The organism is Paenibacillus sp. W4I10, from assembly GCF_030816325.1.
In the GTDB taxonomy this organism is placed as follows: Bacteria; Bacillota; Bacilli; order Paenibacillales; family Paenibacillaceae; genus Paenibacillus; species Paenibacillus amylolyticus_B.
Map to the genome: position 1 here is coordinate 5657471 of NZ_JAUSXX010000001.1, position 25271 is coordinate 5682741.

The window sequence follows — 25271 nt, forward strand, 5'->3', positions numbered from 1 at the left end:
TTGATGAACCCTTGTACGTGATTAAACATTCTGATATACAGATTAGAAAGTGCAGCTAAGACAAAAGGGGTGGATCATGGGGACGGCAGAAGGCATTACGAGAGGCTTCTATGAAGATATAAAGGAAGCTGCGGCCCATATCGTAGACGTATTAAGCGGTATATTGAAGGTCAATACCATCTTTGTTGCCACAAATGACGGGGTGACCAATGTCATTTTGGGGGCCTTTAATCGTACGGAAGAGTTAGTTGTTAAAGGCAGTGCACTTCCATTTACGGATTCATATTGCAGCCTGGTATTAAGGGACAACGGTAGTGTCCTTATGATCCCGGATACATGTGAACATCCGATGACTCGATCCATGAGCGTTACGAGCGGACTTGGCAATCGCTTCTTCGTGGGCGTGCCTATTATGAGAAGATCGGGCGAAACATATGGCACCATCTGTCTGATGGATGATCCTGGTTATGTGATCAGCGAAACCGATATGAAGACACTGAAGGCGATGGCTGTATTCCTGGGCTATGTTGTTGATCTGGAAAGCACGTTGCATGTTCAGGAGCGGAAATTAAGTGATTCGGAACAAATGCAAGAACAGCTCCAGGCAGAGAAAGAACGTGCCGAATCTGAGGCCTTGACCAAAACACAGATGTTGAAGTTGATGAGTCACGAGATTCGCAATCCCTTGAACGGTATTTTGGGACTGACAGATCTGATGCGCACACCGGATATGCCCGAGGAGCAGTCCGAATATGTGAACATGATTGAGACAAGCGGTAATATTCTGCTTTCCTTGCTGAATAATATGATGAATTTCAACATTAATGAAGCGGGTAAAACGGTTATACATGATGACCCGTTTGATCTGGTAGGTACCATTGAGAATACCGTGTATCTTTATGCCGGTATTGCGACGGGCAAGAACATTGAGCTGGGATTAAATCTTGAACTGAATGTATCTCAAGTGTTTGTTGGTGATGAAGTCAAGATTGGACAGTTGCTTGCACACGTCATTCAATATGCTCTCGATTCAACGCGTGAAGGTTCGGTTCTAATCACAGCAGTAGTGAACGGAGAAGAATTGGAGGAGACCGGTACACTTCTGCTCAAGGTGAAGTACACGGGTCAGATGTTATCGGACAAGAAGACACAAACCTTTAACAGCCAAGATGAAAATTTGAATATCCAAAAACTGATTGGAAGCAATCTGGGTTTAGCTGTAAGCCAGAATCTTGCCATTCTCATGCATGGCCGTATTCAGGTGAGCAGTGTGCAGGAAAATGAGACGGAATTCAACATTTCACTTCCGTTACGCAGATACTGGGAGTTACCTCAACTCGCAAGTGTTCAGCAGCGGTTAAAAGGGAAAAAGGTGTTACTTGCCAAGGACCCTGACATATTGCAAGGCGTCTCTTCCCTGATGCGTAGGTGGGAGATGGATGTACACATGACCTCGGGTTTGACATTAGCGCATGATTGGATCAAGGAAGGATTTATGCCTGATGTAGCCGTTGTGGATATGGGATTACTGGAAGGCGGCGCGGTCGATTTTGTACATGAACTGAAACAGCGACTGGAGAATCTGCCTGTCATTGTTCTTGTTCCATATGGTATGCACATTGAATTGCATGAAGCAGAAGCCTTTGATGCTGTCCTGACGAAGCCAGTCAGACAGGCTGATCTGTTGAATGCATTGAGTATTACTTTGCCTTAAATCATGATCAGAAGACAAATCTTTATTCGGCGCACCTTATAGGTGCGCTTTTTTTCATTTTCCATTTTCTGAGCCAAAGCCCTTTTATTCCGAGCTGGTTACGTTACAATAGAAAGTGAACTTCATCTTTATAACCAACAGAGGAGGATATGCAATCAATGGATTATCGCAGATTAGGTGGAAGCGGACTGAAAGTTAGCGAGATCAGCCTGGGAAGCTGGCTGACGTACGGAGGGTATGTGGAACGTGAGAATGCGGTGAAATCAATTGAAACTGCATTTGATGAAGGCATCAACTTTTTTGATACAGCCAATGTATACGAACGGGGTGCAGCAGAAGAACTGCTTGGGCAGACGCTCAAAGCGTACTCCCGTGACTCTTATGTACTCGCAACCAAAGTATTTGGCAAAATGGGTGATGGTCCGAATGACCAGGGGTTGTCTCGCAAACATATCAAGGAGCAATGTGAAGCCAGCTTGAAGCGCCTGGGCGTTGAATATGTGGATATCTATTACTGCCATCGTTATCATACCGAAACACCAATTGAAGAAACACTCCGCGCGCTCGATGATCTGGTACGGCAAGGCAAAGTGTTATATGTAGGCGTCAGCCAGTGGACTGCTGCTCAGATGGAAGCTGCGTTGGGTACAGCAGACCGTCTGCTCCTGGATCGTATCGTGGTCAATCAGCCGGTGTACAACATGTTTGACCGTTATATCGAAAATGAAATTATCCCGCTCGGCGAGCGTAAAGGCATCGGACAAGTTGTATACTCTCCGCTTGCTCAAGGTCTATTAACCGGGAAATATACGTCCGTTTCCGATATCCCAGAGAATAGCCGTGCTGCCAAGCTAGGATGGGACGAAGGAAAGATCAATGCGGATCGCATCGGGAAAGTTCGTCAGCTGATTGAAGTGGCGGACAAGCTGGATCTGAAGGTGGGTCAATTGGCCCTTGCCTGGATTCTGCGCCAGAACAATGTATCCAGTGCACTTGTAGGGGCGAGTCGTCCGGAGCAGGTAAAAGAGAACGCGGCTGCATCTGGCGTGAAGCTGGATGCTGCCATTATCGAGGAGATTGAGAGCATCCTTGCTTGATCTCCTGTCAGCACACAAGCTGAGATGATATATAATAATCCATAAAGCAAGGGATGTCCTGTGCGCCTGAATAGGCGAACGAGACATCCCTTTTTTGGAGAACGTTGAAAGGTTAGATTCATTGAAAGGTTGGATCTTGCTTTAAAGCGTAAGAGGCAGAGAGCGAAGTGGTAAGGCACACACGCGATTACGCCCTGTATTCTTGGCTTCATATAAAGCACGGTCGGCCTGTTCGAAGAAGTCGTCATCGTCATGATCATCACAATGATCGGGATACACGGCTACACCAATGGAGATGGTTAGACGTGTCGTGTGCCCGTCGGGCAGAGCAAAATGGTATTTCTCTACAGCCTGCCGGATAGATTCGGCGGTAGCCACGGCCTGACGGTGTCCACAGTCGAGCAAGAGAATGGCGAATTCTTCCCCACCGTTTCGTGACACGATATCAGCAGAACGTGCATGTTCAACGAGCAGTTGTCCAAGTTGCTTCAGGACTGCATCGCCAGCGGAATGACCATAGGTGTCGTTTACCTTTTTGAATCGGTCAATATCAATGGCAAGCAAGGAAAGCTTCTGTTGGTAATCCCGCGCACGCTGGAGTTCCAGTTGAAGTGATTTTTCGAACTGTCGTCGATTGCTAAGGTTGGTAAGATGATCGGTAGATGCTCTTTTTTCCAATAGAAATAACATTTCATTGGATTTATTAATGAATTCTGCGATGAAATAGATAAATAATCCACCGGCAAAGGAAATGGTCATTTGTAACGGATATATCTTCATTAATGAATTCATGCTGTCTGTATTCAACATAAGGATGATAAAGATTAATGTCATGCCAAGCAGATTCATTGTAATTATTTTGGTCAGTCTGGACCAGGGAGCATAGGCGAAGTATACACCGGACAGTCCGATCAGAGTCATGACGAATCCTGCATCTATGGCAGAGGATGATAAGCCGAACATCAGAATACGAAGGACCGAGATCATGAGTCCCGTAACGACCGAAGCCAATCCTCCCATATATACCGCTGCGGTAACGATGGCCAGATGACGTAGGTCTACAATCGTAGTTTCGTTCAGAGGGAAAGAATAGTTCATGAGTACTGTGCCATATATACCGAACGATAAGCCGCCGATCAACTGAACACGTAACGAGGGAAAAGGCAATCGGATACTATAGAACTTTGCGATGATCCCGGACACATACATAAACGTAATCATGACACAGATATTAATGAAAAAAGTGCTAAACAACCGACATTCCCCCTTTATACGCACATCCCTATATTTTATCTGAAAAGTGATGCTGTAGCGAACCATATTATCCCAAATTTATGAGGGGATTGCTGGGAAAGGTGTTTTATTTGCATATACAGGATGTTAGAGCGATATTGACTTCAATATACAATAAGATTTATACTTAATCTAAATCAAAGTTTATTCTTTCTTTTTGGGAAGACCATCATAAGTAGAAGATCAGTGTCTGATTTCATATAAAATGGATCAATAATAAAGGAGAATGGTTGTGAGAACTTTAAATCTGACGATACAACGGCAAGCGGTATATGATGTGGTGCGTCATTCGGAGGATCACCCAACAGCTGCTGATGTCATGAATCGACTCGTGGAACAAGGGTATAATCTGGCCTATGGTACGGTGTATAATTCTCTTCGTTATCTGACGGACAAAGAATTGATACGGGAACTTAAACTCGGAGAGACAGCAAGCCGGTACGATGCCCGTATGGATGATCATCAGCATATTATGTGTGAAGTGTGCGGCAAAGTGGACGAGGTGATGACGGAGGTTCCTCCACAATGGATGAAACAGGTAGCTGAAGAAACCGGATATGCAATCGATCATGCTCATGTGGTCTTTGGAGGTGTCTGCGGGGAATGCAGAAACAAACGGATCAAGTAAAAATAAAACTGCCTGGCCGCCGTTTACCCCTTAGGGTTAAACCAGCTTTGTCCGATGCAGCACCGCTTGTGGACAATTGCCCTGTTACACGGCGTGTTATTCTGATCAGCCCGATGCCGGGTCAGGTTCATGAACTGGTAAAAGCCTTAACGGATAGCTGCTTTGATGTACTGGTCTTCCATCGCTGGGAACCGGATCTGCATGAGCGTCTTGTCTTTGATCTGTTGATCTATGACCTGTCTGTGGCCGGAACTATCGATGCTTTTGCTGGAATTAGCAGCCGATTGAATCGTGAGGCTGAGCATACAACCCCTTGTCTGTATCTGGTCGGTGAGAAGATGATTGGCAGCGCGAGTGGACCGATGCTTCAGGAGGAATTGCTGGTGTGGCCTGCACGCCCGCAGGAAGCACTTTACCGGGTGCAGCGCATGATTGGCAATAGTCCTGCTTTGCCCAATCGTGGGTTTTTGCCTGAGGAAGGGCACCGTATCGGATTTAAGGATTTGTGGCTCGATCGTGAACGAATGAGTGTACAGCGCGATAATAACCGGATTCATCTAACCAAGACCGAATATGATCTGTTACTCAAGCTGATTGATGCCAAAGGTGCAGTCATTTCCCGTGAGGAGATGCTCAGCGATATCTGGGAGACGGACTTTACGGGTGGAAGTAATGTGGTCGATGTTCATATCAAAAGCTTGCGCAAAAAATTGGGCGATAACGCATCTTCGCCGCAATATATTGTCACTGTAAGAGGAGTGGGCTACCGCCTGGCGGATTAGTCCGCTTTTTTTTTGCCTAATGTTATCGTTGACCTCATGTATTTTCGGGTAAAACCTAATAGATATAGTAAATCCGGATCACTTCCTTAAAAACATGTTCATAGTTCATTCATGAAGTGTTGAAGAACCTCATCTTAATCTCATGTGAACCTCATGCAAGAGCAGAGTGGGACATGTTAGAATCAATTTAACAGTTAGATCAAGTCTAAATGTATATTTAAACTGAAGCCGAATATGATTTTAATAGTAGACATATAGCAGCCGTGAGACCCATTAGAGGAGGACGACATGATGACAGAACGTATGACAACGAATCAGGGAGCACCTGTAGGTGACAACCAGAATTCCCGCACAGCAGGCAGAAGAGGACCAACACTGCTTGAAGACTACCATCTCATTGAGAAAATAGCCCACTTTGACCGTGAACGTATTCCCGAAAGAGTTGTACATGCAAGAGGAGCAGGCGCTCATGGTGTATTCACGCTAGAGCAGAGTATGAAGGAGTATACAACAGCGGACTTCCTGCAAGATCCGGGTACGGAGACAGATGTACTGGTTCGTTTCTCAACCGTTATTCACGGTACGGGATCACCAGAGACTGCACGAGATCCGCGTGGATTTGCCGTCAAATTCTACACGCGTGAAGGCAACTATGATCTCGTCGGCAACCATCTGCCTGTGTTCTTCATTCGTGATGCCATGAAGTTCCCCGACATGGTTCACTCCCTTAAGCCAGCTCCCGATACGAATATTCAGGAACCAGCTCGATATTGGGACTTCATGACTCTCTCACCAGAATCAACGCATATGATGACCTGGTTGTTCTCAGATCTGGGCACACCGGCAAGTTATCGTGAGATGGATGGTTTCGGCGTACATGCTTTCAAATGGATTAATGCACAGGGGCAGGTCCATTATGTGAAATATAAGTGGGAGTCTGCACAAGGCGTGCGAGGCTTCTCTCGTCAGGAAGCTGCCGAGGTACAAGGACAGGACTTTAATCATGCTACCCGGGACCTGCATGAACATATCAAGAACGGGCAATACCCGCAGTGGAAGTTACAGGTACAGCTCTTGAAGCCGGAGCAGATGGATGATTTTGCTTTTGATCCGCTCGACCCAACCAAAACCTGGCCTGAAGATGTGTTGCCATTCCTTACGGTGGGCACCATGACCCTCAATCGGAATCCGCAAAACTTCTTTGCTGAAGTGGAGCAGGCGGCCTTTTCCCCGAGTGCGCTTGTACCTGGAATTGAGCCTTCTGAAGACAAATTGTTGCAAGGACGCTTATTCTCATATCCAGACACACAGCGTCACCGGCTTGGACCGAACTATTTGCAAATTCCAGTGAATTGCCCATACGCACCTGTTCGTAATCATCAGCGTGATGGACTCATGAATGTGAATCAGGACCCATCTCCGGTGAACTATGAACCCAACAGTTCAGGAAACAGCCCACAGGAAGATCCGGCATACCGGGACAGTCAGGTTCCGTTGCAAGGGCATGTTACAAGAGAGAAAATCGAGAAGACGGATGATTACACCCAGTCAGGTGAGCTTTTCCGTTCATTTACTCCTGTAGAGCAGCAGCATTTGCTGGATAATCTGATCAATGACCTCAAGGGAGTATCTGTCGATATTCAAATGCGTGCCCTGTGCCACTTCTTCCGAGCGGATGGACAGCTTGGCGGACGTTTGGCTCATGGACTCGGCGTGGATATTTCTGCACATATGCCGTCACAGGATGGAAAATAAAGTGCAGTTTGACCCTGTACTCGCAACATCATACGGACTAATATTTGGGGAAGACCGGGAAAACCGCGAACGTGCGGAATTTCCCGGTCTTTGGCCTTTTTCACTGAAATGGAAAACAAATTTACAAATCATTTACATAAAATAGCTGACATAGAGGTTGACTTCTCATTTGTTGGCACTACAATGGGTAGTGTGAGGGGTGTCAGAAAATGAGAATACACAATTTCAAAGTGGGTGAGCGTGGGCTCAACCGATTTTTTGGTCCACTGGAAGCCAAGATCATGGACATTTTATGGGCTCGTCCTGGCAGCAGCATCCGTGAAGTGCAGACCGCACTTGAACAAGACAAAGACGTCAATTTTAATACAGTCATGACAGTGATGAACCGGCTCGTGGACAAGGGACTTCTCGGAAAGTCACAAAAGGGCAGAACATCTTTGTACCAACCGGTACAGAGCAAGGAGGAGTTTATGAACGACCAATCCAAGGAACTGTCACATGAGTTGGTGGATGAATTCGGAGCTCTGGCATTGAATCATATGCTGGATGCGCTGGACGAAGCAGATGCAGGTCTGATTGAACGCCTGGAACAGAAGATCAAGCAGTGGAAAAAGGATAGCGATTAAGATGTGGAAGGCCCGCTCGAAGCTGTTGTTTACCGTCGGGTTTGGCATTCCGTTACTCGTGTTCATGCAGATGTTCATGTACGCGATGTACAAAATTTTTGGCTGGGATATCCCGTTTAACCTGCTCTGGCTCTGCAATCATTGGATGAGTCGACTCGGTTGGTTATCCGTGGGACATTTCCTGCTGGCACTGGTATTGCTAACATTTGCGGGTACAGGTTGGTTGCTAATGGTGCGTATGATGAAAACCAGAGCAGCCGTACGTAAACTCCGCTCCATGGAAGTGCGTGCATTGTCCCGCGAACTGGAGTCCAAGTATCACCATCTCGGACAGCCGGGATTCATTGTGGTGGACAAGCATTCTCCGGTTGCATTTACAATTGGTTTATGGAGGCCTTGCATCGTACTCTCCACGGGGCTTCTGACGATGCTGGATGCAGAAGAGGAGACGGCAGTTGTGTACCACGAAGTCCATCATCTGTGGCACCGTGACCCACTGAAGACGACACTGTTATCGATATTTGCAATCATGATGCCATATATTCCCGTATTGAAGCATACTTCGAAACATTACAATATCGTTAGAGAAATTCTGGCAGACAACGAGGCTATTGAGCGTACAGGCAATGTGGCCGGCATTGGCAGTGCTTTGCTCAAGCTGCTCCGTGCTTGTCCTGAACCTTGGGGGGCAAAAGAACTGACCGTTCAATCCTCATTTGCAGATACATCGGTGAATGTCCGAATTTCACGTCTGCTGGACCCGGAACAGGACGTCACGCTGAGATTGCCACGCTACGCCGTTCTGATGTCGGCTACCGTTTTCCTGTTGCTGTCTATCTTGTTTGTTTGGTCCATTGGATAGATTAATTGGGCTAAATGTGAAGTCGAATATAACGAGGAAGGAAGATGAACATGAATAATAAAAGTGTAGAGATTGGATTACTTTTCTCAAGGATTATGATCGGTTTGATCTTTGTATTGCATGGCTGGAGTAAATTCGAAGGTGGAATCAGCGGTACAGTAGGTTTCTTCGAAAGTATCGGTATTCCCGGATTTCTTGCATCCGTTGTAGCCATCATTGAGTTGGTAGGTGGTGCAGCGATGATTCTGGGTCTGGGAACACGTGTGTTTGCTGCCCTGTTTGCCATCGTGATGGTTGGCGTTCTGTTTACAGCCAAAATGGGTGAGCCGTTCCTGAGTGGTACCGAGTTAGATTACCTGCTGCTGGCGGGTTCCCTGACACTGCTCTTCACAGGAAGCCGCTTCCTGGCCGTGGATTATCTGTTCTCCAGACAAGGGAACGCTCGCCAGAATGTGAGTGCTTGAATTGACTAACGATTGCTAAAAAATAATGAAGTGCAGGATTAGTCCTGTAACGAGGTTCTTTATTGGCCAGGCCGGTTCGGGAATTGATTTGCGAACCGGGCTGATCGGTAGAGAGCTTTTTTCGTTTGGACGACATGCCTGTGTTTTGATACAATGAGAATAAGTATGCTACTAAGAAAAAATAAGGAGGGTGCATCTTATGATTAACGTCATTCCATCCGATTCCCGCTCCAGCTTCGATCGAGGCTGGCTTCGTGGCAGTCACAGCTTTTCCTTTGGAGAATACCAGGACCCGGAGAATACGGCGTTTGGACCGATGCGGGTAGCTAACGATGATGTGATTGCTCCTGGTCGCGGTTTTGGGGCTCACCCACATAGTGACATGGAGATTGTATCCATCGTGCTGAACGGCAAGCTACGGCATGAAGACAACTTGGGCAATGTGGCCGTTACAGGTTTTGGCGGTATTCAGCGAATGTCAGCAGGCAGTGGCATGATTCATACTGAGCATAATGCATCCGATACCGATGAAGTGCGTCTGCTACAGCTCTGGTTCATGCCGCATACGAGAGGGTTGCAACCCTCGTATGAGACCACATCATTTGATCCTGCGGCACTGGCAGGAGCAATCGTGCCGATTGTATCTCCAGATGGGGGCCCAAGAGTTGCGACCATTCATCAGGATATGACGATTTATCTTGGCCGATTAGCCAAAGATGAAACATTAACCTACAATCAGGATCCGGGCCGCCGGATGTACATTTTCTCCATCGAAGGCAAGCTGGGATTGGATGGAGAGTACCTGTTGAACGAAGGCGATACGGCTCGTGTGGAACAGCGGGACTCAATAGAACTGCAAGCAAACGAAGATACGTTCTATATGATTATTGATTTGCCGTAGATGGGTGTTGGAATAAACTCCAAGAACAGAGGAGGATTATACGTATGGCGCAGCAGGAATGGTTTATGGTTAAACATGCGGTGACTGGACGAGGATTGGCAAATAGCAAAACAGATGATACACTGTCCTATCGGTTCCAACAGGAGGGTACAGGCTTCATATTTACTGTTACGGGCCTGGCCGAGCAGATTGTGGAACAGATTATGGAGCTTAGACAGGAACTGAACGTATTTCGTTTCGTCCAACGCAAGGACCAGCCTCTTTTGAAACACTGGTACTACGTAGAAGGTGAGCGGGTTGTGTACGACAGGGAGAGTCACACGCTAAGCATCTATGCGAAGTCGGAGATTCGTTATGTGCCTGAAGATTATTTTGCGGATTAACTTATAAGTAACTATAGAACTTGGAACATCCCAGAGGTCTCTGTTAAATACAGAGGCCTTTTTGCTGTCCGGATGCAGAGAATTCATTCTCTTTTTTGCAAAAAAGACCACATAATTCCCAGCTGTCTGGCACAAGCTACCTTGTATAAAAACAAGAACGGAGGGGCGGCATATGGCGGACAAAACATCTGGGAAAGACAAGTCCCGACAACCGGGACGAGCTTCAGAAGAGAAAAAACATACCCCTTTGGGACTGCCATCCCCGCCTTTTCTTCGGCAGCCGATTAGTGCAGTACATGAAACTCAGATTCAGGCGGTAAAGGAGATATTCTCCGATTGCTCGGATGTGGTTTTTCGCAACGTCATGATTACACCTGAAGTGAAAGGACTTCTGGTCTACATCGAAGGCATTGTTAATTCGGCTGATATCCAGGAACACATGCTGCGTCCGATTATTCGAGGTCTGGTGCAGCAACGCACAGATGAACCCGATGTTCCGCTGGACGATACAACCGTTGAGCTGACCCAGGTGAAGCGCGTTGAAAGCTGGGCTGCTGCGACAGAAGGGGTGCTGGCATCCTCCGCGCTTCTGGTGGTCGATGGAAGTAGCGAAGCCTGGATGTTCAATGTCAAAGGCGGCGTCAGACGTGGTGTGGAGGAACCGCAGACAGAATCCGTAATTCGGGGACCACGGGAGGGATTTACCGAAACACTGCGCGTGAATACGGCTTTACTGCGGTTCAAGCTGAAAACTCCCTCTCTCAAGATGGTAAGTATGACACTAGGCACAGAAACCAAAACCGATATTGTTCTGACCTATCTGGACGATATTGCTGATCCGAAGTTGATACGGGACGTGAAGAAACGTCTGGAAAAAATAAAGATCGATGGCATTCTGGAGACGGGTTATATTGAGGAATTGATTGAAGATCATCCGTATTCGCCTTTCCCTCAGATGCACTACTCGGAGCGGCCGGATACCGTTGCAGGCAATCTGTTGGAAGGACGCTTTGCCATTATGGTAGATGGAACCCCATTCGCGCTGATTGCTCCAGTCACGATGTGGCAGATGCTGCAAGCCAGTGAGGATTATTACGAGCGATTCTTCATCAGTAATCTGGTGCGCTGGATTCGCTTCCTGTTCGTAGCCATCGCTCTGTTCCTGCCAGCCTTGTATATCTCTATTACAACATTTCATCAGGACATGCTGCCAACTACGCTGATTCTAAGTATCGCAGGTGCCCGGGAAGCCATTCCTTTTCCGGCTTTGGTTGAGGCGCTCATTATGGAGCTATCGTTCGAAGCCCTTCGGGAAGCCGGGGTCAGGTTACCCAAAACAGTGGGGCAGGCCGTCAGTATTCTCGGCGCACTTGTGATTGGGCAGGCTGCGGTTCAGGCCGGGATTGTGTCCGCCCCGATGGTAATTATCGTATCCATGACAGGTATAGCTTCCTTCACGATCCCGCGATTTAACTTTGCGATTACGGTGCGTCTGCTCCGATTTCCGATCATGTTACTGGCAGGTATGCTTGGATTATATGGCATCGTCATCGGCTTGGTCCTGATCTCTGTGCATCTGACACAGATGACTTCGTTCGGTGTCCCATATCTCTCCGGTCTTAGCCCTTACAGTAAAACAGATACCAAAGACATTCTCATTCGTGTGCCATGGTGGAAAATGATCAATCGTCCTTCTACGGTACATCGGGATCAGAAACGGATGACCGAAAAGATCAACGGTTCCCCTGAAGCTGAGGAAGGGTGGTGAACCCATGCAGTTCATATATAAGTACCGGGCAGTGATAGCGCTGTTGTTATGTACCACTTTTATTTCAGGTTGCTGGGATCGTAAGGAGATTAATGATATTGCTTTTGTGATTGGCATAGCTGTTGATAAGGAAGGAGACAACTACAGATCCAGCCTGCAGATTGCACTTCCCGGTCAATCCGGTTCTACTGGCAGTTCGGGAGGCGGCGGGGGTACAAGTGGGGACAAATCCTGGTTCATGTTATCCAATACAGCCAAATCATTGCATGGTACGTCTATTGAAGGTCAAAAGGAACTCTCACGAACAATCTATTATGCGCATCGCCGTACGATGCTTATTGGTGAGGAGCTTGCCAAGGATGGAGTGGCCCCCATGCTTGATCTGTTTACGCGGTATCCGCTGAACCGATTCTCTGCATTGCCAGTGGTCACAAAAGGTTCAGCATATGAGGTCATGGATACGGATGCACCTATAGAGAAGTTTCCATCCGAGATGGTGCGGGAACTGTGCTTCCTCAATATGCGTAATCCACGTTCACTTAAAACGTTTATAGATGCCATTCTTAGTGAAGGTGTGGATCCATTCCTGCCTGTCGCTTCTAAAGTGAGCAATGTTCCAAAAGGGTGGAAGGACGCCAAAACAAACATCAAGCTTGATGGATTGGCCATTTTCAAGAAAGATAAGCTGGTTGGCATGATCGACAAAGCTCCGGCTGATGCGCTCATTCTTGCTATGGGCGAGGCCAATGCGCCGGAGATTATGGTTAAAGCTCCTGGCGGAGATGGAGATATGTTCATCAAGTTGAACGAGAACAACGCTTCACTGCATCCCAGTATCAAGGCTGACAAGGTCACCGTGAATATTGAATTATATGCCAAGGGAGTTCTCGTAGATAACGAATCCAATTATGGTGATCGGCGTGAGAATGAGATTCTGAAGTTACATGAAGCCATTCACGAGAAAATAAAATTGGATATCGAGGAAGGTGTCCGGTTGGTACAGGGAAAATACCATGCGGACATTCTTGGGATCGGAAGATCCATTCATCAACATCTGCCAGCCAAGTGGGACACGATGAAGGATCGCTGGGATGACATATATCCTGAAGTCGAGGTGACGGTTACTCCCCATGTCATTATTGAAAACGTTGGGGTGAGCAATAAACCAATTGGCGTCGGAGAGGATGAAGTTGTACATGATTAAACCACTCTTATTTACCTACCTGGCCATGGCAATTGTGGTCATCTTGATGGATTTCAGACATTTGAAACAGGCAGCTGCCATTAATCGCTGGCTATCCTATAGTTTGATAGCAGTGGCTACGGGCATTTGGTTCTATGTGACAAATCTAAGCAAAACAGTTTTTGTGTCGGTATGGATAAGCCACGTTATACAGCGCTTACTGCCACTGCCATAAGCTATGGACAGCAGGCATTCGGTTTGCGAATTCGCGAGAGGGAAAGGAGGTATATTATGAATCAGAGAGTGACACACCGTCAGACGATCCTGCTCGTACTGCTACTCAGTATTTCAGGAACGTTAATTCAGCCTCACGCGCAAGCTATCTACTATGCGGAACAACACGCTTATCTCTCGTATATCCCTGTAGTCGTAGTGATGCTTGCATCGATGTGGATGTTAAGTCGGGTTCAGCGGAGATTTCCGGATCAGGATCTATTTCAAGCCCTTGCTGGACGATTCCCCCTTTTTGGGAAGGCTCGCAGGATTGATGTACATTTTGTTTTTTTTCTTTGTGTTTGCTAGGGATATCCGGTTAACGGGTGATTATATCAGCATAACGTTGTTAGAGACCACCCCCATTTCCATCATTGTGTTATCACTGATCATTATGGGAGTTTTTATCGTCAGAGGTGGGCTCGGCTCCTTGATCGGTATGTCGGAGTTGTATGTGACATTGTTTCTGTTAAACTCCGTGATTGTGCCTTTCATGCTCATTCAACAGATCAATATGGATAACTTGATGCCGTATTTTCACGTTGATGTTGCGGGAGTGGGCAAGGGGAGTTGGTACATATTTTCGTTTTACGGAGAGATGATCGCATTGCCTTTTGTTATCAAGGGCAGTGATTTTCGATTTAAGTCGGTTGTGTCAGGCATTTTATTGTCAGCCTTGTTGATGATGCTAATCCTTGTTGAGACCATTACCTCCATTGGAGTCCCTATCGCTTCAAGGTTGGTGTATCCCTCCTATGAACTGGCAAGACAATTGCAAATCAGTGATTTCTTGGATCGGTTTGACCTTGCGCTGGCAGCGGCAACCTTGCCTACCATGATCACGAAGATTGCATTTGACCTGTACTTTGTCTGCTGGGGATTGAAGCGAATGATTCCGAACGTATCGGGAAAGGTATTGACAGGCCCGATTGCACTCGTCGGATTTGTCTGTGCATTCTGGTTCTTCCGAAATGCCATTCAGCTCAATCGTTTTACTCGGGAATGGACATGGATTGCCATTATTTTTGAAGCATTGTTCCCCATTGTGCTGTTTCTTTTCCTTCGTCCTCGCAAAAATAAAAAAAAATCTACCCAACAGAGATCGGGAGACCAGTCAAAGAAAGAGAAGCATGAACAGGGACATGAATCCTCTGATTCGGAGAAGGACGGAGAGAAAAGACGGAAAGATTCTCATGGTGGGGAACTCCAGCCTTCCTGATGCATTCCATCAAAAATCCTTATAGATGAACGGGCAAAAAGAGGGAAAGCACAGTTTCCCTTCACAGAAGTACCCTGTATACTGTAGTCAGACTGATGAACATTCGGCTGAACTAACGGGGGGAACATGAATGGCTCAACATTTGGCAGGTGTGCGTGTAGCATTGACAGGACCACGAAAATCAAAAGAAATGTCCGTACTGGTTGAAAAAATGGGTGGAATCCCGCTTGTGCGACCAGCACAGGGGACCGTATTTCTGGATGACCGGAGTATCAGGGATGGGCTGGTATCCTGGATCTCAGACCCGCCAGACTGGGCGGTGTTAACTACGGGTATGGGATTGGATGCATTGTTTGAAATGGCTGAGGATATGGACGTGGCAGGCCAATTGTTGGATGTATTATCGGAATCCTCAATTGCGGCAAGGGGATACAAGACGGTGAATGCGCTCAAAAAGCGCAAGTTAACACCGCTGGTACGAGATGATGACGGTAGCACGGACGGGCTCATTCGAGAATTCGCCCCACATGATCTCGCAGGGAAAAAGGTCATGTTGCAGCTTCATGGGGAGACAGCTCCCAAACTTGTCGCATGGTTGGAAGAACAAGGCGCACTCGTCAGACAAGTGCTTCCTTACCGCCATGTACCGCCAGAAGAGGCAGAGCTGGAACAGTTATTGAATGAAATTATAAAGTTCGAGGTAGATGCTGTTGCGTTCACAAGTGGACCGCAGGTCAGATTTCTGACGCAATATGCGGCCTCCCAGGACAAGCTTGAGCCGATGCTGGCAGCCTTCAGACAAGGCGTAATCCCTGCGTCTGTAGGTAAAGTAACAGCAAACTCTATGCGTGAAGAAGGCATTGAGGCACTGGTCATTCCGGAGGAAGAGAAGATGGGAGCACTCATCGTTGAGCTTGGACGTTACTTTGCAGCAGGGCGTGCGGCCAAGATTAGAGATTAGTGGCCTGCTTTTAGATCAGTTCGACAAAAAGCTTTTGGCGTCGCTTCATGAATAAAAAGTGTGCATTAAGCTTAACCGCATCGCTATATGATGCGGTTTTGTTTAGATTATAGAATTTATACGTTACAACTAAAACACGAATGTACATCCTTGATAGTGCTTCGATCAGAAGCTTTTGTTATCTCGAAGAAAAGGTGGATATGACGATGAGCATTTCAGATCGTAATGCCAGACCCCGACTGATCATTGCAGGCACCGGAAGTGGTGCAGGGAAAACGACAGTAACCTTGGGGCTAATGAGAGCAATCGCTCAGCGTGGTTTGAGTGTACAAGGGTTCAAATGTGGCCCGGACTATATTGATCCGACATACCATACCGCTGTTACGGGCAGACCGTCACGCAATCTGGATGCATGGATGACATCGCCCGAGTACGTGAGGCATACGTTCGAGAAAGCATCGGCAGGACATGATATTTCCATTATAGAAGGCGTTATGGGCCTCTATGATGGCAAAGATCCGCTCAGCAATACAGGCTCAACTGCAGAGATTGCTCTGGTCACGCAAACCCCTGTGATCCTGGTCGTGGATGTACGCAGCATGGCTCGCAGTGCAGCTGCGATTGTACTAGGTTTTCAACAGTTGGAGCCTGAATTACATATTGCCGGAGTGATTGTCAACCGTTGTGGAAGTGCGGGTCATTATACCATTGTGAAAAAAGCCATTGAGCAGATGTGCGGCATTCCGGTGGTTGGCTGGCTGAAGCGGGACGAGGACATGTCCATCCCTGAGAGACATCTGGGACTGGTGCCTGCCATTGAGCGCGGTGAACTGGAGCCATTATTCCAACGGGCTGCCGATGTGCTGATGGAAGGCACTGATCTGGATCTTCTGCTGGAGCTGGCATCAAGCGCCCCGCCGTTAAATGCAGAAGAAAGGAGTCCGGCCACGACTGCCCACACGGATTTAGCTAATACTGAAGCAGGCTCGAATTCCGATTCACAATTCGATTCAGTGATCCACGTTAATAATCGACATCTATCATATGCGGTGCAGCCTGTCATTGCCGTTTGCGCGCGATGCCGCATTTAATTTCTATTATCCCGATAATCTGGAATTGCTCGAAGCAGCCGGGGCCCGATTACAATATTTCAGTCCGCTCGCTGGTGAAGGTATTCCAACGGATGTGGATGGCATCTATTTGGGTGGCGGGTTTCCAGAGGAGTTTGCAGCAGAGATTGCCGGTAACCAAGGGTTCTTGGAAGGACTTCGACAGGCAGCACAATCCAACATGCCTTTATTCGCAGAATGTGGTGGTTACATGGTGCTTGGGGAAACGTTGACCAACCGTGAGGGAATTAGTTTCGACATGGCGGGTATTATCCCTGCGCAGGTGCAGATGCAGAAGGAGCGCGCTGCGCTTGGCTACCGTGAAGCGAGTAGCGTTCAGGATTCCTTTTTGCTGAAAAAGGGTGAAGTGCTTCGGGGTCATGAATTTCATTATTCCACGATGACTTATCGTGATGAAGAAACGATCCCTTATGCGTATGAGACCAAGGGGTTGCGCGGCCTGAAGCAAGAAGGGTATGCGGCAGGCAACATCGTGGCGGGGTATACGCACGTTCAATCTGGGCTCTTACCCGGCAGCCGCTCGAAGATGGGTGGAACATTGTTTAGCCTATCGGCAGGAGTGATATATGCAGGGATAATAGCAGCTATTTATAGCTCAAATAGATAGCTGAATTCAATAAGCAAAATGGCTCTAATCTTGCTTTTGCCTAATGAGTCTTTGGTCGTGAAGTTGGCGATCCCATTCTGAATTAAAGGTTTTCAGATGAATATGTGGAATGAATAAAAGACAGAATCATTAGGCGAGGGAGGGACATCATGATGAGAACCGTATGTGTAACGGGAGCTGCTCGGGGATTGGGATTGGCTTTGACGGCACAGATGCTGAAGAGAGGGTATCTCGTGTATGCGGCCGGTCTGGACGTGGAAGATTCCGAGGGGATTCGTATGCTTGCAGAAGGATATCCTGACCATCTGCGCGCCATCGAACTGGATATCGCGGACGACCTTTCGGTAGCTCTGTTCACGGAGACATTGAAGCTGGATACGAATCATTTGGATATGCTGATCAATAATGCGGCTATACTAGGGAGTATTACGGATCATATCCGCGGGCCGTTGAATATGGCGGAGATGGCTGAAGTATTTAATGTGAACACCTTAGGTACACTGCGTGTGACTCATTCCCTGTTGCCCCTCCTTCTTCAAGGACGGGTCAAGCTGATTGTTGATATCTCTTCCGAGGCTGGAAGTATAGAGCAATGCAGTCGGGATGGGTGGTTTGCCTATTGTATGTCCAAAGCTGCTTTGAACATGCAGGCCCGTCTTGTGCACAATGGTCTGAAGGATGAAGGCGGACAAGTGATGCTTGTGCATCCCGGTTGGGTACAGAGTTATATGAGGGGCGAATTGGATGTTTCTGCGGATCTCACGCCCGAGCAATCTGCACAACATATCGCAGTACTTATCGACCGCCATGAACAGTTTAAAGGAGATCAGCCCGCATATGTGGACTACAAGGGCGAGAAGCTCCCCTGGTAGTTGATTGATACAGTGAGGTGAACAAGGAAGGAGATTGATTGAATGGATCATCGTAAAAAAGCATTACTACTTGGCGATTATACACATCCAGATTGGCACCCGCTTCAAGGTGTGGATGCGGAGATTAGCCGAATTTTCCATGATACTATGACTGTGCAGTGCAGTGAGAATCGGAATATGCTGCTGCAAGAAAATATAACCGGGTTTGATGTATGTATCTCATACATGGACGATTGGAAAGGGAAAGTCTCTCCTCAGCAGACAGCAGGTTTGTTGTCCTATGTGAGTAATGGAGGTGGACTGGTCATTATACATAACGGCATTTCGCTCCAAAATCGTTATGAACTCAAACAGATGATCGGTGCCAAATTCCTGCATCATCCGGCGTATGCACCGCTTGAATTCACTGTAACGGCGGAAAGCCATCCCGTGACGGAGGGCATTTCGAATTTCACAATGGAAGAAGAGCCGTATCAGTTCGAATTTGGTTCTTTTGCCGAAACGAAGATATTGCTGGAATATCAATCCGAAGATGGACCAAAGCCTGCGGTTTGGGCTCATCGATATGGTGTTGGGCGTATTGTTTATCTGATGCCGGGTCACCATGTGCCGTCTTTTGCACACGAAACGTACCGGAAGTTACTGCTGCAAGCAGGCAAATGGGCTGCACGTTACGTCTGATCGGACAGACATCTTTGCATGCAGAGTATAAGGGGTATAATATAGAGATCAACGAAGAGGAGGATGACAAAAATGAGCGATTTGTTCAAAAAGGCGATCTCGTTAGGGCTTGGTCTTACTGTTGTAAGCAAAGAAAAAATTGAGAAAACCGTGGATGATTTGGTCAAGCGCGGGGAACTTGCGCCCGGTGAATCCAAAGCTTTGGTTGAACGTCTGCTGGAACGGGGCGATGAAGAACAGGGTCAGTTCAAGAGAATGATTCAGGAACAGGTCAAGCGAGTGCTTCAGGAAGCTGGTGTGGCATCCGAAAGTGATGTAACCAGTCTGGAACAGCGCGTTGCTGTACTGGAGAAAAAACTTGCCGAACTGGGCCAATCACCACAGCTTCAACCTGATGAATCCCCAGCTCCACTTGAAGTTCCTCCTCCTCTCAAAGGAAACGAGATCGAGTAGATGGCAGTGCGAATCAAACATGTCGGCAGATACCGTGAAATTGCCATGGCGCTAGTGCGTCATGGCTTCGGTTATATGGTCGAGGAGCTGGGTTTGTTCCAGCTGCTGGCTCTGCCCAGACGGTGGATGTCGCGTGAAGCACACACCACCAAAACGCTGAGTGAACGCATCAGGCTTGTGCTGCAGGAGCTGGGGCCAGCTTTCGTTAAGCTGGGGCAACTCGCAAGCACAAGGGCAGATCTATTGCCTGAGTCTGTCATTCGCGAGCTAGTGAAGTTGCAGGATCAGGTCCCGCCGTTCTCTTCCGAGACGGCACGGGGTATTTTGGAACAGGAATTGGATACACCGCTGGAGGAGATCTTTTCCCGGTTCGAGGATACCCCTGTAGCTGCGGCCAGCATTGGACAGGTGCATCTCGGCAAACTTCGAAGCGGTGAATCGGTAGCCATCAAGATTCAGCGGCCGGGTATATCGCGTATTGTGCAGCGTGACCTGGATATCTTGCGTGAACTGACAGCCATGGCCGAGAAGCGCTGGGACTGGGTGAAGCAATATCAGATTCCGCAAATGGTCGAAGAATATGCTCAGGCACTGATGGCCGAGCTGGATTATACGGTCGAAGGCCGCAATACGGAAAAGATCGCACAGCAATACCAACAGGACAACAAGGTGAAAATCCCGGCAATTTACTGGGATCAGACTTCGTCCCGTGTGCTCACTATGGAGTATATCGAAGGTATCAAACTTAATGATCGTGAAGAACTGGTCAGACGCGGTCATGATCTGAATAACATTGCCGAGCGGCTGGTGGATTCATTATTAAATCAGATTTTTATTCAGGGTTTCTTTCACGCTGACCCACATCCGGGCAATCTGATGGTATTGAAGGATGGTCGTCTTGCCTTTATAGACTTCGGTATGGTGGGCAGTCTGAGTGATGAGATGAAACAACAGCTCGCTTCGCTTATTATTGGGTTAATGCGCAAAGATACGGACAGTATGATCCGGGCGATTGAGAAACTCGGCATGATGCCAGATGACATGGATCTGCGTGGTCTTCATGTGGATTTGGACAAGTTGCGTACCAAATATTACGATATTCCCTTTTCCAAGATTAGTGTGGGTCAGGCGTTGAATGATTTATTCGGCGTAGCCCAGAGGCACCGGGTTGTGATGCCTGCGGATATTCTGCTGCTCGGTAAATCGTTGTTGACGATGGAAGGTGTAATCGAACATCTCGATCCTTCCCTGAGCATCGTAGATATGGCCGAGCCCTTTGGCCGTAAGCTGATCAAGGAACGTTTTAGCGCCGGAAGAATCAAGAATCGCTTGTTCCGCAGTGCGGCCGATATGGCCGAGAGTGTCATCGGTCTGCCAGGGCAGTTAAGGCAGTTATCATCCATCATTAGCAAAGGAAAGCTGAGGCTGGAGATCAGTGTCCCTGAACTCGATGCACTCATGCGTAGAATGGACCAGATTAGTAATCGGCTGTCTTTCAGTATCGTGTTACTCGCCTTTTGTATCATCATGGTGGGATTGATTATCGGTTCGTCGATCAGTCATCAATCCACAATGCTATGGGATATTCCGGTCATTGAGATTGGTTTCCTGGTGGCGATTCTGATGGTGGCTTTCCTGCTCTATTCGATATTCAAATCAGGAAGATTCTAGCATAAAAGCAAGACCCGCAAAAAGATCCTGGTAAAGAATCTTTTTGCGGGTCTTGCTTTATTTTTACCCGTTTATTGGAGAATGCCATATTCAGGACAGTATTTAACAATACGTGAGCGATGAAAGCTAATATAATTCCGGCTGAATCCATGCATGCTTCCAAAATGGGTACGGATTAGGCACCTCTCGTGGGACTTATATCAATTTAAGAATCTTGCATTTATGAACGGCATAACTTCTGGAGCTGACCCTCAACTTTCGATAAACACGCCCCAGATGATATTCGACATTTCGAGTAGACATAAAAAGAGATTCCGCAATTTGTTTATTGGTTTCTCCTTTGGCCACCTGTTGTAGCAATTTAATTTCGAACTCGGTCAGCATAGTTTCAGGCGCGTTAAAGGAAGCTGTCGGAGTGAGAATCGATTTAAAGAAATCCAGAGAAAAGACAACCGCATCTTCCATGCACATGGAAATGCTTGTGAGCACCTGCTGTGCTGAAAAAGACTTGTCGATAAATCCGCGGATGCCTGCTTGGACGGACATTTGAAACAGCTGAATCATATCCTCTTGGGAATAGAAAAGCATGATTCTTGCATCAGGAATGATCTCCATCGTTTTAGTTGCCAGTTCAATCCCGTTGAGGTCCGGCATAGACAAGTCAAACAGGTAAAGGTCTATTGCATTGGCCTGCTCTTTTATGAAGTCCAGCGTTTCAAGGGCTGAATGAAGTACGGTTACCTTCATATGGTTTTGTTCCAAAATGAGCTTCATTCCACAGGTGAATGCTTTATGATCGTCTACCAGAATTACGTTCAGCATGATATGCACCTCGTATGTATTATTTTCTTTTCGGACCGTAAAATAACCGTAAAAAGCAGGTTTGTGGAATCTTGGCGGTTATTGGGGATTGTTTTCGGACAAAACCCATTATTTCTATGATATATTAAAAATGTAATATATTTCAAGTAGAGGGGTGGTGAAGTATATGCGTAAAGTTCAAGTGGCTCCTTTGAAGAGTTATGGTGCTTTCCTAACAGTAACTCTCTCCAAGAAAAGTAAGCCGGGAGATGGAAAATTCGGTCGTGGAGTAAAACGTGGTTAATTTCAAAGGCATTATAAGTTCACCAGAGAGGGCCTTGCGGCTCTCTCTAGTCATTTCCATATACTACATATTACCTTGCAGAGAGGGGTTGCAGGCATGAAAATTGCCCGAAGCGAGGAAACTGCCACCACGTCATTAAGTGAGGAATGTATCGTGCTGGACATCAATAACGGTGAATATTTTGGACTCGAGGGCGCGTTGATGGAGCTGTGGCTGGAACTGGAGACTGGAACAAGGGAGTTCAACCAAATTCTGAGTAAATGGAAAAGCGAATTTGATCAATCCGAAGCGGAATTAACCGTTATTTTGCAAAATGCAATTCAGGAACTCTCGGCTAAAAAACTGGTCAAGGTCGATGTCTCATGAGTAAGGCCATTCCTATCCATAACAAGGTGTATTTCACAACGGTTCATGCTTTTGTCCGCCTGTTACTACTGGAGACGGATTTTGTGGATGCTTATGAAAAAATTGCAATACATATGTACCCTCTTCATGTAAGCGCAGGCCGAAGGGAAGCGAATCGGATTGAGACGGACGAATTGTGCAGACTGGGGCAGATGATGTATGAAATGGATGAAAATGATCATCTCATCACCTCATGTGTATCCATAGCTATGACAGTTCAGGCCATATTGTTCAGTGCTGGCTATGAAAGTGACTTGTTGATCGGTGTGAAAAAGATAGATGAAAAACTGTTCTCTCACGCATGGGTGCGTCTGGAAGACGGTCGGACCATTGACCCCAATCATAAAGGAAATGATTTGAAGGTATTGAAAATATATAATATGAGCGAATATGCCGAGAGGTGGGTGCTATCTCTGGGATGAAGATATGGATCGCTATGCAAGGCCAAAATCAAAGTATTTGGTTGGATTGGATGGATTCAATTAAAAGGTGGGCAAGGGTTACCGGTGTGAATGGTTATACGGAAGATACGTTCCATTTAGCAACGCTCTCCTACGGTTATGGAGCACAGGCTTCCAGTACTTCGGCGGATATCCGTCTTGATTTTCCCATCATTCTGGATGGCTGGGCCAGCGGCGAGCTGCAAGCCCATGCCGATGATTTCCCGTCCCTTTCATCTGATCAGCAGGAGCAGGCGTATCGTTTGCTGCAAGAGAAACCTGAATATCAACTATGCAAGTCCCAAGGGGAATTTACACTGGTGTACTGGGACCAGAAACGAAGCAGTTTAATTGTTGCTACGGATAGCTATGCAACCCGACCCGTTTATTACTGGATTAGCCCAAGAAATGAATGGTTTGTTGCCAATGATCTACGCGTGCTTTTGTTGCTTCAGGATATTCCTTTTGAGGTCGATGAAGACGTGTGCCGAATGTATCCGACTTCTGGCTTTGCTGTAGGGGAGAACGGACTGGAAGAGCGGACTTTTTTTAAAGGCATTCGCAAGCTTCCCACAGCCTCCATTGCTTGGTGGAACAATCACCAGGTGAAAGTTCAAAGCTACTGGGGAATGCGGGAACTGACAAGCAAGCCACAGCTCACGGAAGATGCTGTCCCCCAATTTCGTCAATTGCTGGAGCAGGTGACCCAGGAACGCTTTAATGGCAACAAACGAATGGTTGAATTGAGCGGAGGGCTCGACTCAGCCGCGGTTGTAGCTGCCGCCATTGCCAGCGGGAACCAAGAGCAGATTCTGGCTGTTAACATTTCTTTTGCGGAACCGGATATGATGCCAAGCCATGATAAGGATCTCGTCAAAAAAATGATGAGGGATCTGCGCATTCCCGGCTTGATCATTCATGCGGACGAAACGGCCAGAATACCCAATGCCGAAATTGGCAGGGACCCGCTATGGTTCGTGGATGGTCCAGACCCTCGAGCCAATTCGCTTGTGAATGAGACATTTACGGTGCTGGCTCGGCAATTTCGGACTGCCGCCGTTTTGACAGGTGAAGGCGGAGACTTTGTATATAGCGGCGAAGTTGCTGTCATTGATTCCTATTTCCGGCAAAAGCGTTATCGGGAAGGTATTCGTGAACTTCGGGAATGGGCTGGCAATCGAGTAGGACCTATGCTGAAAAAGGGATTTCAATATGGTTTGGCTCCATTCTTGCCATATCTTGGTGAAAAATGGTACTACAAGCTGTTATGGTCGGATACAGAATATGACTTGCCCGAATTCTTTACCAATGAACATCTCCAGAGAGAACGGCAGATGAATGCGGAGGAGGTTCACCGATATCGCAAAAGCAGGCCGCTAAACTACTGGGGGAAGCGTTATCATTACGACTTTCTGTGGCCTCGTGCAAGATACATGGATGCTGTAGGTGTGACCTTGCCTGCGTATCATCCGTTTCTGGACAGGCGCATAATCGAGTTTTCGTTCTCGGTTCCGCCAGAGCAGCACTTTGATCTCCTCAAGGGGGAGCAAGAAAGCTATGCCGGTTCCAAGCTGTTGCTTCGAAAAGCATTCACAGATATCTTGCCTTCGTATGTCTATAACAGGTCTTCCAAAACAACCTATGCCCATATGGCCAGGAAAAGCTTTTTGAATGACCGCCAGCATATTTTGCAATTGTTCGCGAGCGGAAAGCGTGTGTATGTTACGGAACTGGGGATTATTGACCAGAGATCGTGGTGGAAACATCTAGTCGCTATGGCGATCCGTTCGGAGGACCCGAATAATGATTTGGGTATGGGTTACCAATATATGCGCTCTGTTATCGACTTGGAGATCTGGCTGCAGGAGATGAGTCGTGGCAAAGAACATGTGCTCAACCGCTCCAGACCTTCTCCGCCAAGGATGCTCGGAGACATTGAGGAGGTCAATATGAATGAGAAGAAACGCTTGTATTTTCATGCCTGATTCAAGGACATTT

General features: G+C 47.3%; 26 protein-coding genes and 1 pseudogene. 25 read left to right on the plus strand and 2 right to left on the minus strand.

The genetic code is table 11. The features are described from left to right. Positions 1 to 76: 76 nt before the first annotated feature. Together QF049_RS25480 and QF049_RS25485 are read left to right on the plus strand one after the other, a co-directional pair. Entirely contained in the window at positions 77 to 1714 is a 1638-nt protein-coding gene (locus QF049_RS25480) for a histidine kinase dimerization/phospho-acceptor domain-containing protein (RefSeq protein WP_307541562.1), read from the plus strand. A 158-nt stretch (positions 1715 to 1872) separates the two neighbouring features. Next, positions 1873 to 2811, plus strand: coding sequence for an aldo/keto reductase family protein (locus QF049_RS25485; protein ID WP_124116619.1), 939 nt, complete (start codon positions 1873 to 1875; stop codon positions 2809 to 2811). Positions 2812 to 2952: 141 nt separating this feature from the next. Here QF049_RS25485 and QF049_RS25490 read toward each other — a convergent pair whose 3' ends face one another. Then, positions 2953 to 4065, minus strand: coding sequence for a GGDEF domain-containing protein (locus QF049_RS25490; protein WP_307541566.1), 1113 nt, complete (start codon positions 4063 to 4065; stop codon positions 2953 to 2955). 271 nt (positions 4066 to 4336) lie between these two features. On the opposite strand from QF049_RS25490, the gene QF049_RS25495 reads away from it, so the two are divergent. The 19 genes and pseudogenes from QF049_RS25495 to QF049_RS25585 all read left to right on the plus strand — a co-directional run bounded on the left by QF049_RS25495 (position 4337) and on the right by QF049_RS25585 (position 21323). After that, positions 4337 to 4732 (plus strand): Fur family transcriptional regulator, encoded by a 396-nt coding sequence (locus QF049_RS25495; RefSeq protein WP_036612807.1) that lies wholly within the window; start codon positions 4337 to 4339, stop codon positions 4730 to 4732. Next, complete coding sequence (locus QF049_RS25500) at positions 4708 to 5514, plus strand: winged helix-turn-helix transcriptional regulator (RefSeq protein ID WP_091012746.1); 807 nt, start codon at positions 4708 to 4710, stop codon at positions 5512 to 5514. Before QF049_RS25495 ends, QF049_RS25500 begins: the two co-directional genes overlap by 25 nt. 291 nt (positions 5515 to 5805) lie before the next feature. Then, positions 5806 to 7269 carry a catalase gene (locus tag QF049_RS25505; RefSeq protein ID WP_307543421.1) on the plus strand — a complete coding sequence of 488 codons (1464 nt, stop codon included), beginning with the start codon at positions 5806 to 5808 and terminating at the stop codon, positions 7267 to 7269. A 209-nt stretch (positions 7270 to 7478) separates the two neighbouring features. Beyond that, positions 7479 to 7895, plus strand: a complete 417-nt coding sequence (locus QF049_RS25510; protein WP_017691824.1) for a BlaI/MecI/CopY family transcriptional regulator — start codon at positions 7479 to 7481, stop codon at positions 7893 to 7895. Position 7896: 1 nt separating this feature from the next. Further along, positions 7897 to 8757 (plus strand): M56 family metallopeptidase, encoded by an 861-nt coding sequence (locus tag QF049_RS25515; protein WP_307541568.1) that lies wholly within the window; start codon positions 7897 to 7899, stop codon positions 8755 to 8757. A 50-nt stretch (positions 8758 to 8807) separates the two neighbouring features. After that, positions 8808 to 9221 carry a DoxX family protein gene (locus QF049_RS25520; protein ID WP_307541570.1) on the plus strand — a complete coding sequence of 138 codons (414 nt, stop codon included), beginning with the start codon at positions 8808 to 8810 and terminating at the stop codon, positions 9219 to 9221. A 199-nt stretch (positions 9222 to 9420) separates the two neighbouring features. After that, a complete protein-coding gene (locus QF049_RS25525) occupies positions 9421 to 10122 on the plus strand; it encodes a pirin family protein (protein WP_307541572.1) in 702 nt (233 codons plus the stop codon). 44 nt (positions 10123 to 10166) lie between these two features. After that, positions 10167 to 10505, plus strand: a complete 339-nt coding sequence (locus QF049_RS25530) for a hypothetical protein (protein WP_307541573.1) — start codon at positions 10167 to 10169, stop codon at positions 10503 to 10505. Positions 10506 to 10677: 172 nt separating this feature from the next. Beyond that, entirely contained in the window at positions 10678 to 12273 is a 1596-nt protein-coding gene (locus QF049_RS25535) for a spore germination protein (RefSeq protein WP_307541574.1), read from the plus strand. A 4-nt stretch (positions 12274 to 12277) separates the two neighbouring features. Continuing rightward, complete coding sequence (locus tag QF049_RS25540) at positions 12278 to 13477, plus strand: Ger(x)C family spore germination protein (RefSeq protein WP_307541576.1); 1200 nt, start codon at positions 12278 to 12280, stop codon at positions 13475 to 13477. Continuing rightward, entirely contained in the window at positions 13470 to 13691 is a 222-nt protein-coding gene (locus tag QF049_RS25545; RefSeq protein WP_307541578.1) for a hypothetical protein, read from the plus strand. The genes QF049_RS25540 and QF049_RS25545 overlap by 8 nt, the downstream gene beginning before the upstream one ends. 56 nt (positions 13692 to 13747) lie before the next feature. Further along, positions 13748 to 14038, plus strand: coding sequence for a hypothetical protein (locus QF049_RS25550; protein WP_307541579.1), 291 nt, complete (start codon positions 13748 to 13750; stop codon positions 14036 to 14038). Next, a complete protein-coding gene (locus QF049_RS25555; RefSeq protein WP_307541581.1) occupies positions 14004 to 14948 on the plus strand; it encodes a GerAB/ArcD/ProY family transporter in 945 nt (314 codons plus the stop codon). The genes QF049_RS25550 and QF049_RS25555 overlap by 35 nt, the downstream gene beginning before the upstream one ends. A 130-nt stretch (positions 14949 to 15078) precedes the next feature. Then, entirely contained in the window at positions 15079 to 15909 is an 831-nt protein-coding gene (locus QF049_RS25560) for a uroporphyrinogen-III synthase (RefSeq protein WP_307541583.1), read from the plus strand. A 200-nt stretch (positions 15910 to 16109) separates the two neighbouring features. Then, a pseudogene (locus QF049_RS25565) lies at positions 16110 to 17602 on the plus strand (cobyrinic acid a,c-diamide synthase CobB). A 193-nt stretch (positions 17603 to 17795) separates the two neighbouring features. Next, positions 17796 to 18518, plus strand: coding sequence for an SDR family oxidoreductase (locus tag QF049_RS25570; protein WP_307541586.1), 723 nt, complete (start codon positions 17796 to 17798; stop codon positions 18516 to 18518). 42 nt (positions 18519 to 18560) lie between these two features. Beyond that, positions 18561 to 19199: a ThuA domain-containing protein gene (locus tag QF049_RS25575; protein WP_074092596.1), complete on the plus strand. Its 639-nt coding sequence runs from the start codon at positions 18561 to 18563 to the stop codon at positions 19197 to 19199. Positions 19200 to 19271: 72 nt separating this feature from the next. Next, positions 19272 to 19652, plus strand: a complete 381-nt coding sequence (locus QF049_RS25580) for a phasin family protein (protein WP_091036091.1) — start codon at positions 19272 to 19274, stop codon at positions 19650 to 19652. Next, positions 19653 to 21323: an ABC1 kinase family protein gene (locus tag QF049_RS25585; RefSeq protein WP_221825539.1), complete on the plus strand. Its 1671-nt coding sequence runs from the start codon at positions 19653 to 19655 to the stop codon at positions 21321 to 21323. 195 nt (positions 21324 to 21518) lie between these two features. Here QF049_RS25585 and QF049_RS25590 read toward each other — a convergent pair whose 3' ends face one another. Further along, a complete protein-coding gene (locus tag QF049_RS25590; protein ID WP_307541588.1) occupies positions 21519 to 22145 on the minus strand; it encodes a response regulator transcription factor in 627 nt (208 codons plus the stop codon). Positions 22146 to 22311: 166 nt separating this feature from the next. Between QF049_RS25590 and lrcA the strand changes: the two genes are divergently transcribed. The 4 genes from lrcA to QF049_RS25605 all read left to right on the plus strand — a co-directional run bounded on the left by lrcA (position 22312) and on the right by QF049_RS25605 (position 25258). Beyond that, positions 22312 to 22428 (plus strand): lasso peptide lariocidin, encoded by a 117-nt coding sequence (gene lrcA / locus QF049_RS31510; protein ID WP_422641473.1) that lies wholly within the window; start codon positions 22312 to 22314, stop codon positions 22426 to 22428. A 96-nt stretch (positions 22429 to 22524) separates the two neighbouring features. Beyond that, the gene (locus QF049_RS25595) at positions 22525 to 22794 is read left to right on the plus strand and encodes a PqqD family peptide modification chaperone (protein ID WP_105600223.1); all 270 of its coding nucleotides are present in this window, start codon (positions 22525 to 22527) and stop codon (positions 22792 to 22794) included. Next, on the plus strand, positions 22791 to 23255 hold the full coding sequence (locus QF049_RS25600) for a lasso peptide biosynthesis B2 protein (protein WP_091012794.1): 465 nt from the start codon (positions 22791 to 22793) through the stop codon (positions 23253 to 23255). Before QF049_RS25595 ends, QF049_RS25600 begins: the two co-directional genes overlap by 4 nt. Beyond that, positions 23252 to 25258 carry an asparagine synthase-related protein gene (locus tag QF049_RS25605; RefSeq protein WP_307541592.1) on the plus strand — a complete coding sequence of 669 codons (2007 nt, stop codon included), beginning with the start codon at positions 23252 to 23254 and terminating at the stop codon, positions 25256 to 25258. The genes QF049_RS25600 and QF049_RS25605 overlap by 4 nt, the downstream gene beginning before the upstream one ends. Positions 25259 to 25271: the final 13 nt, after the last annotated feature.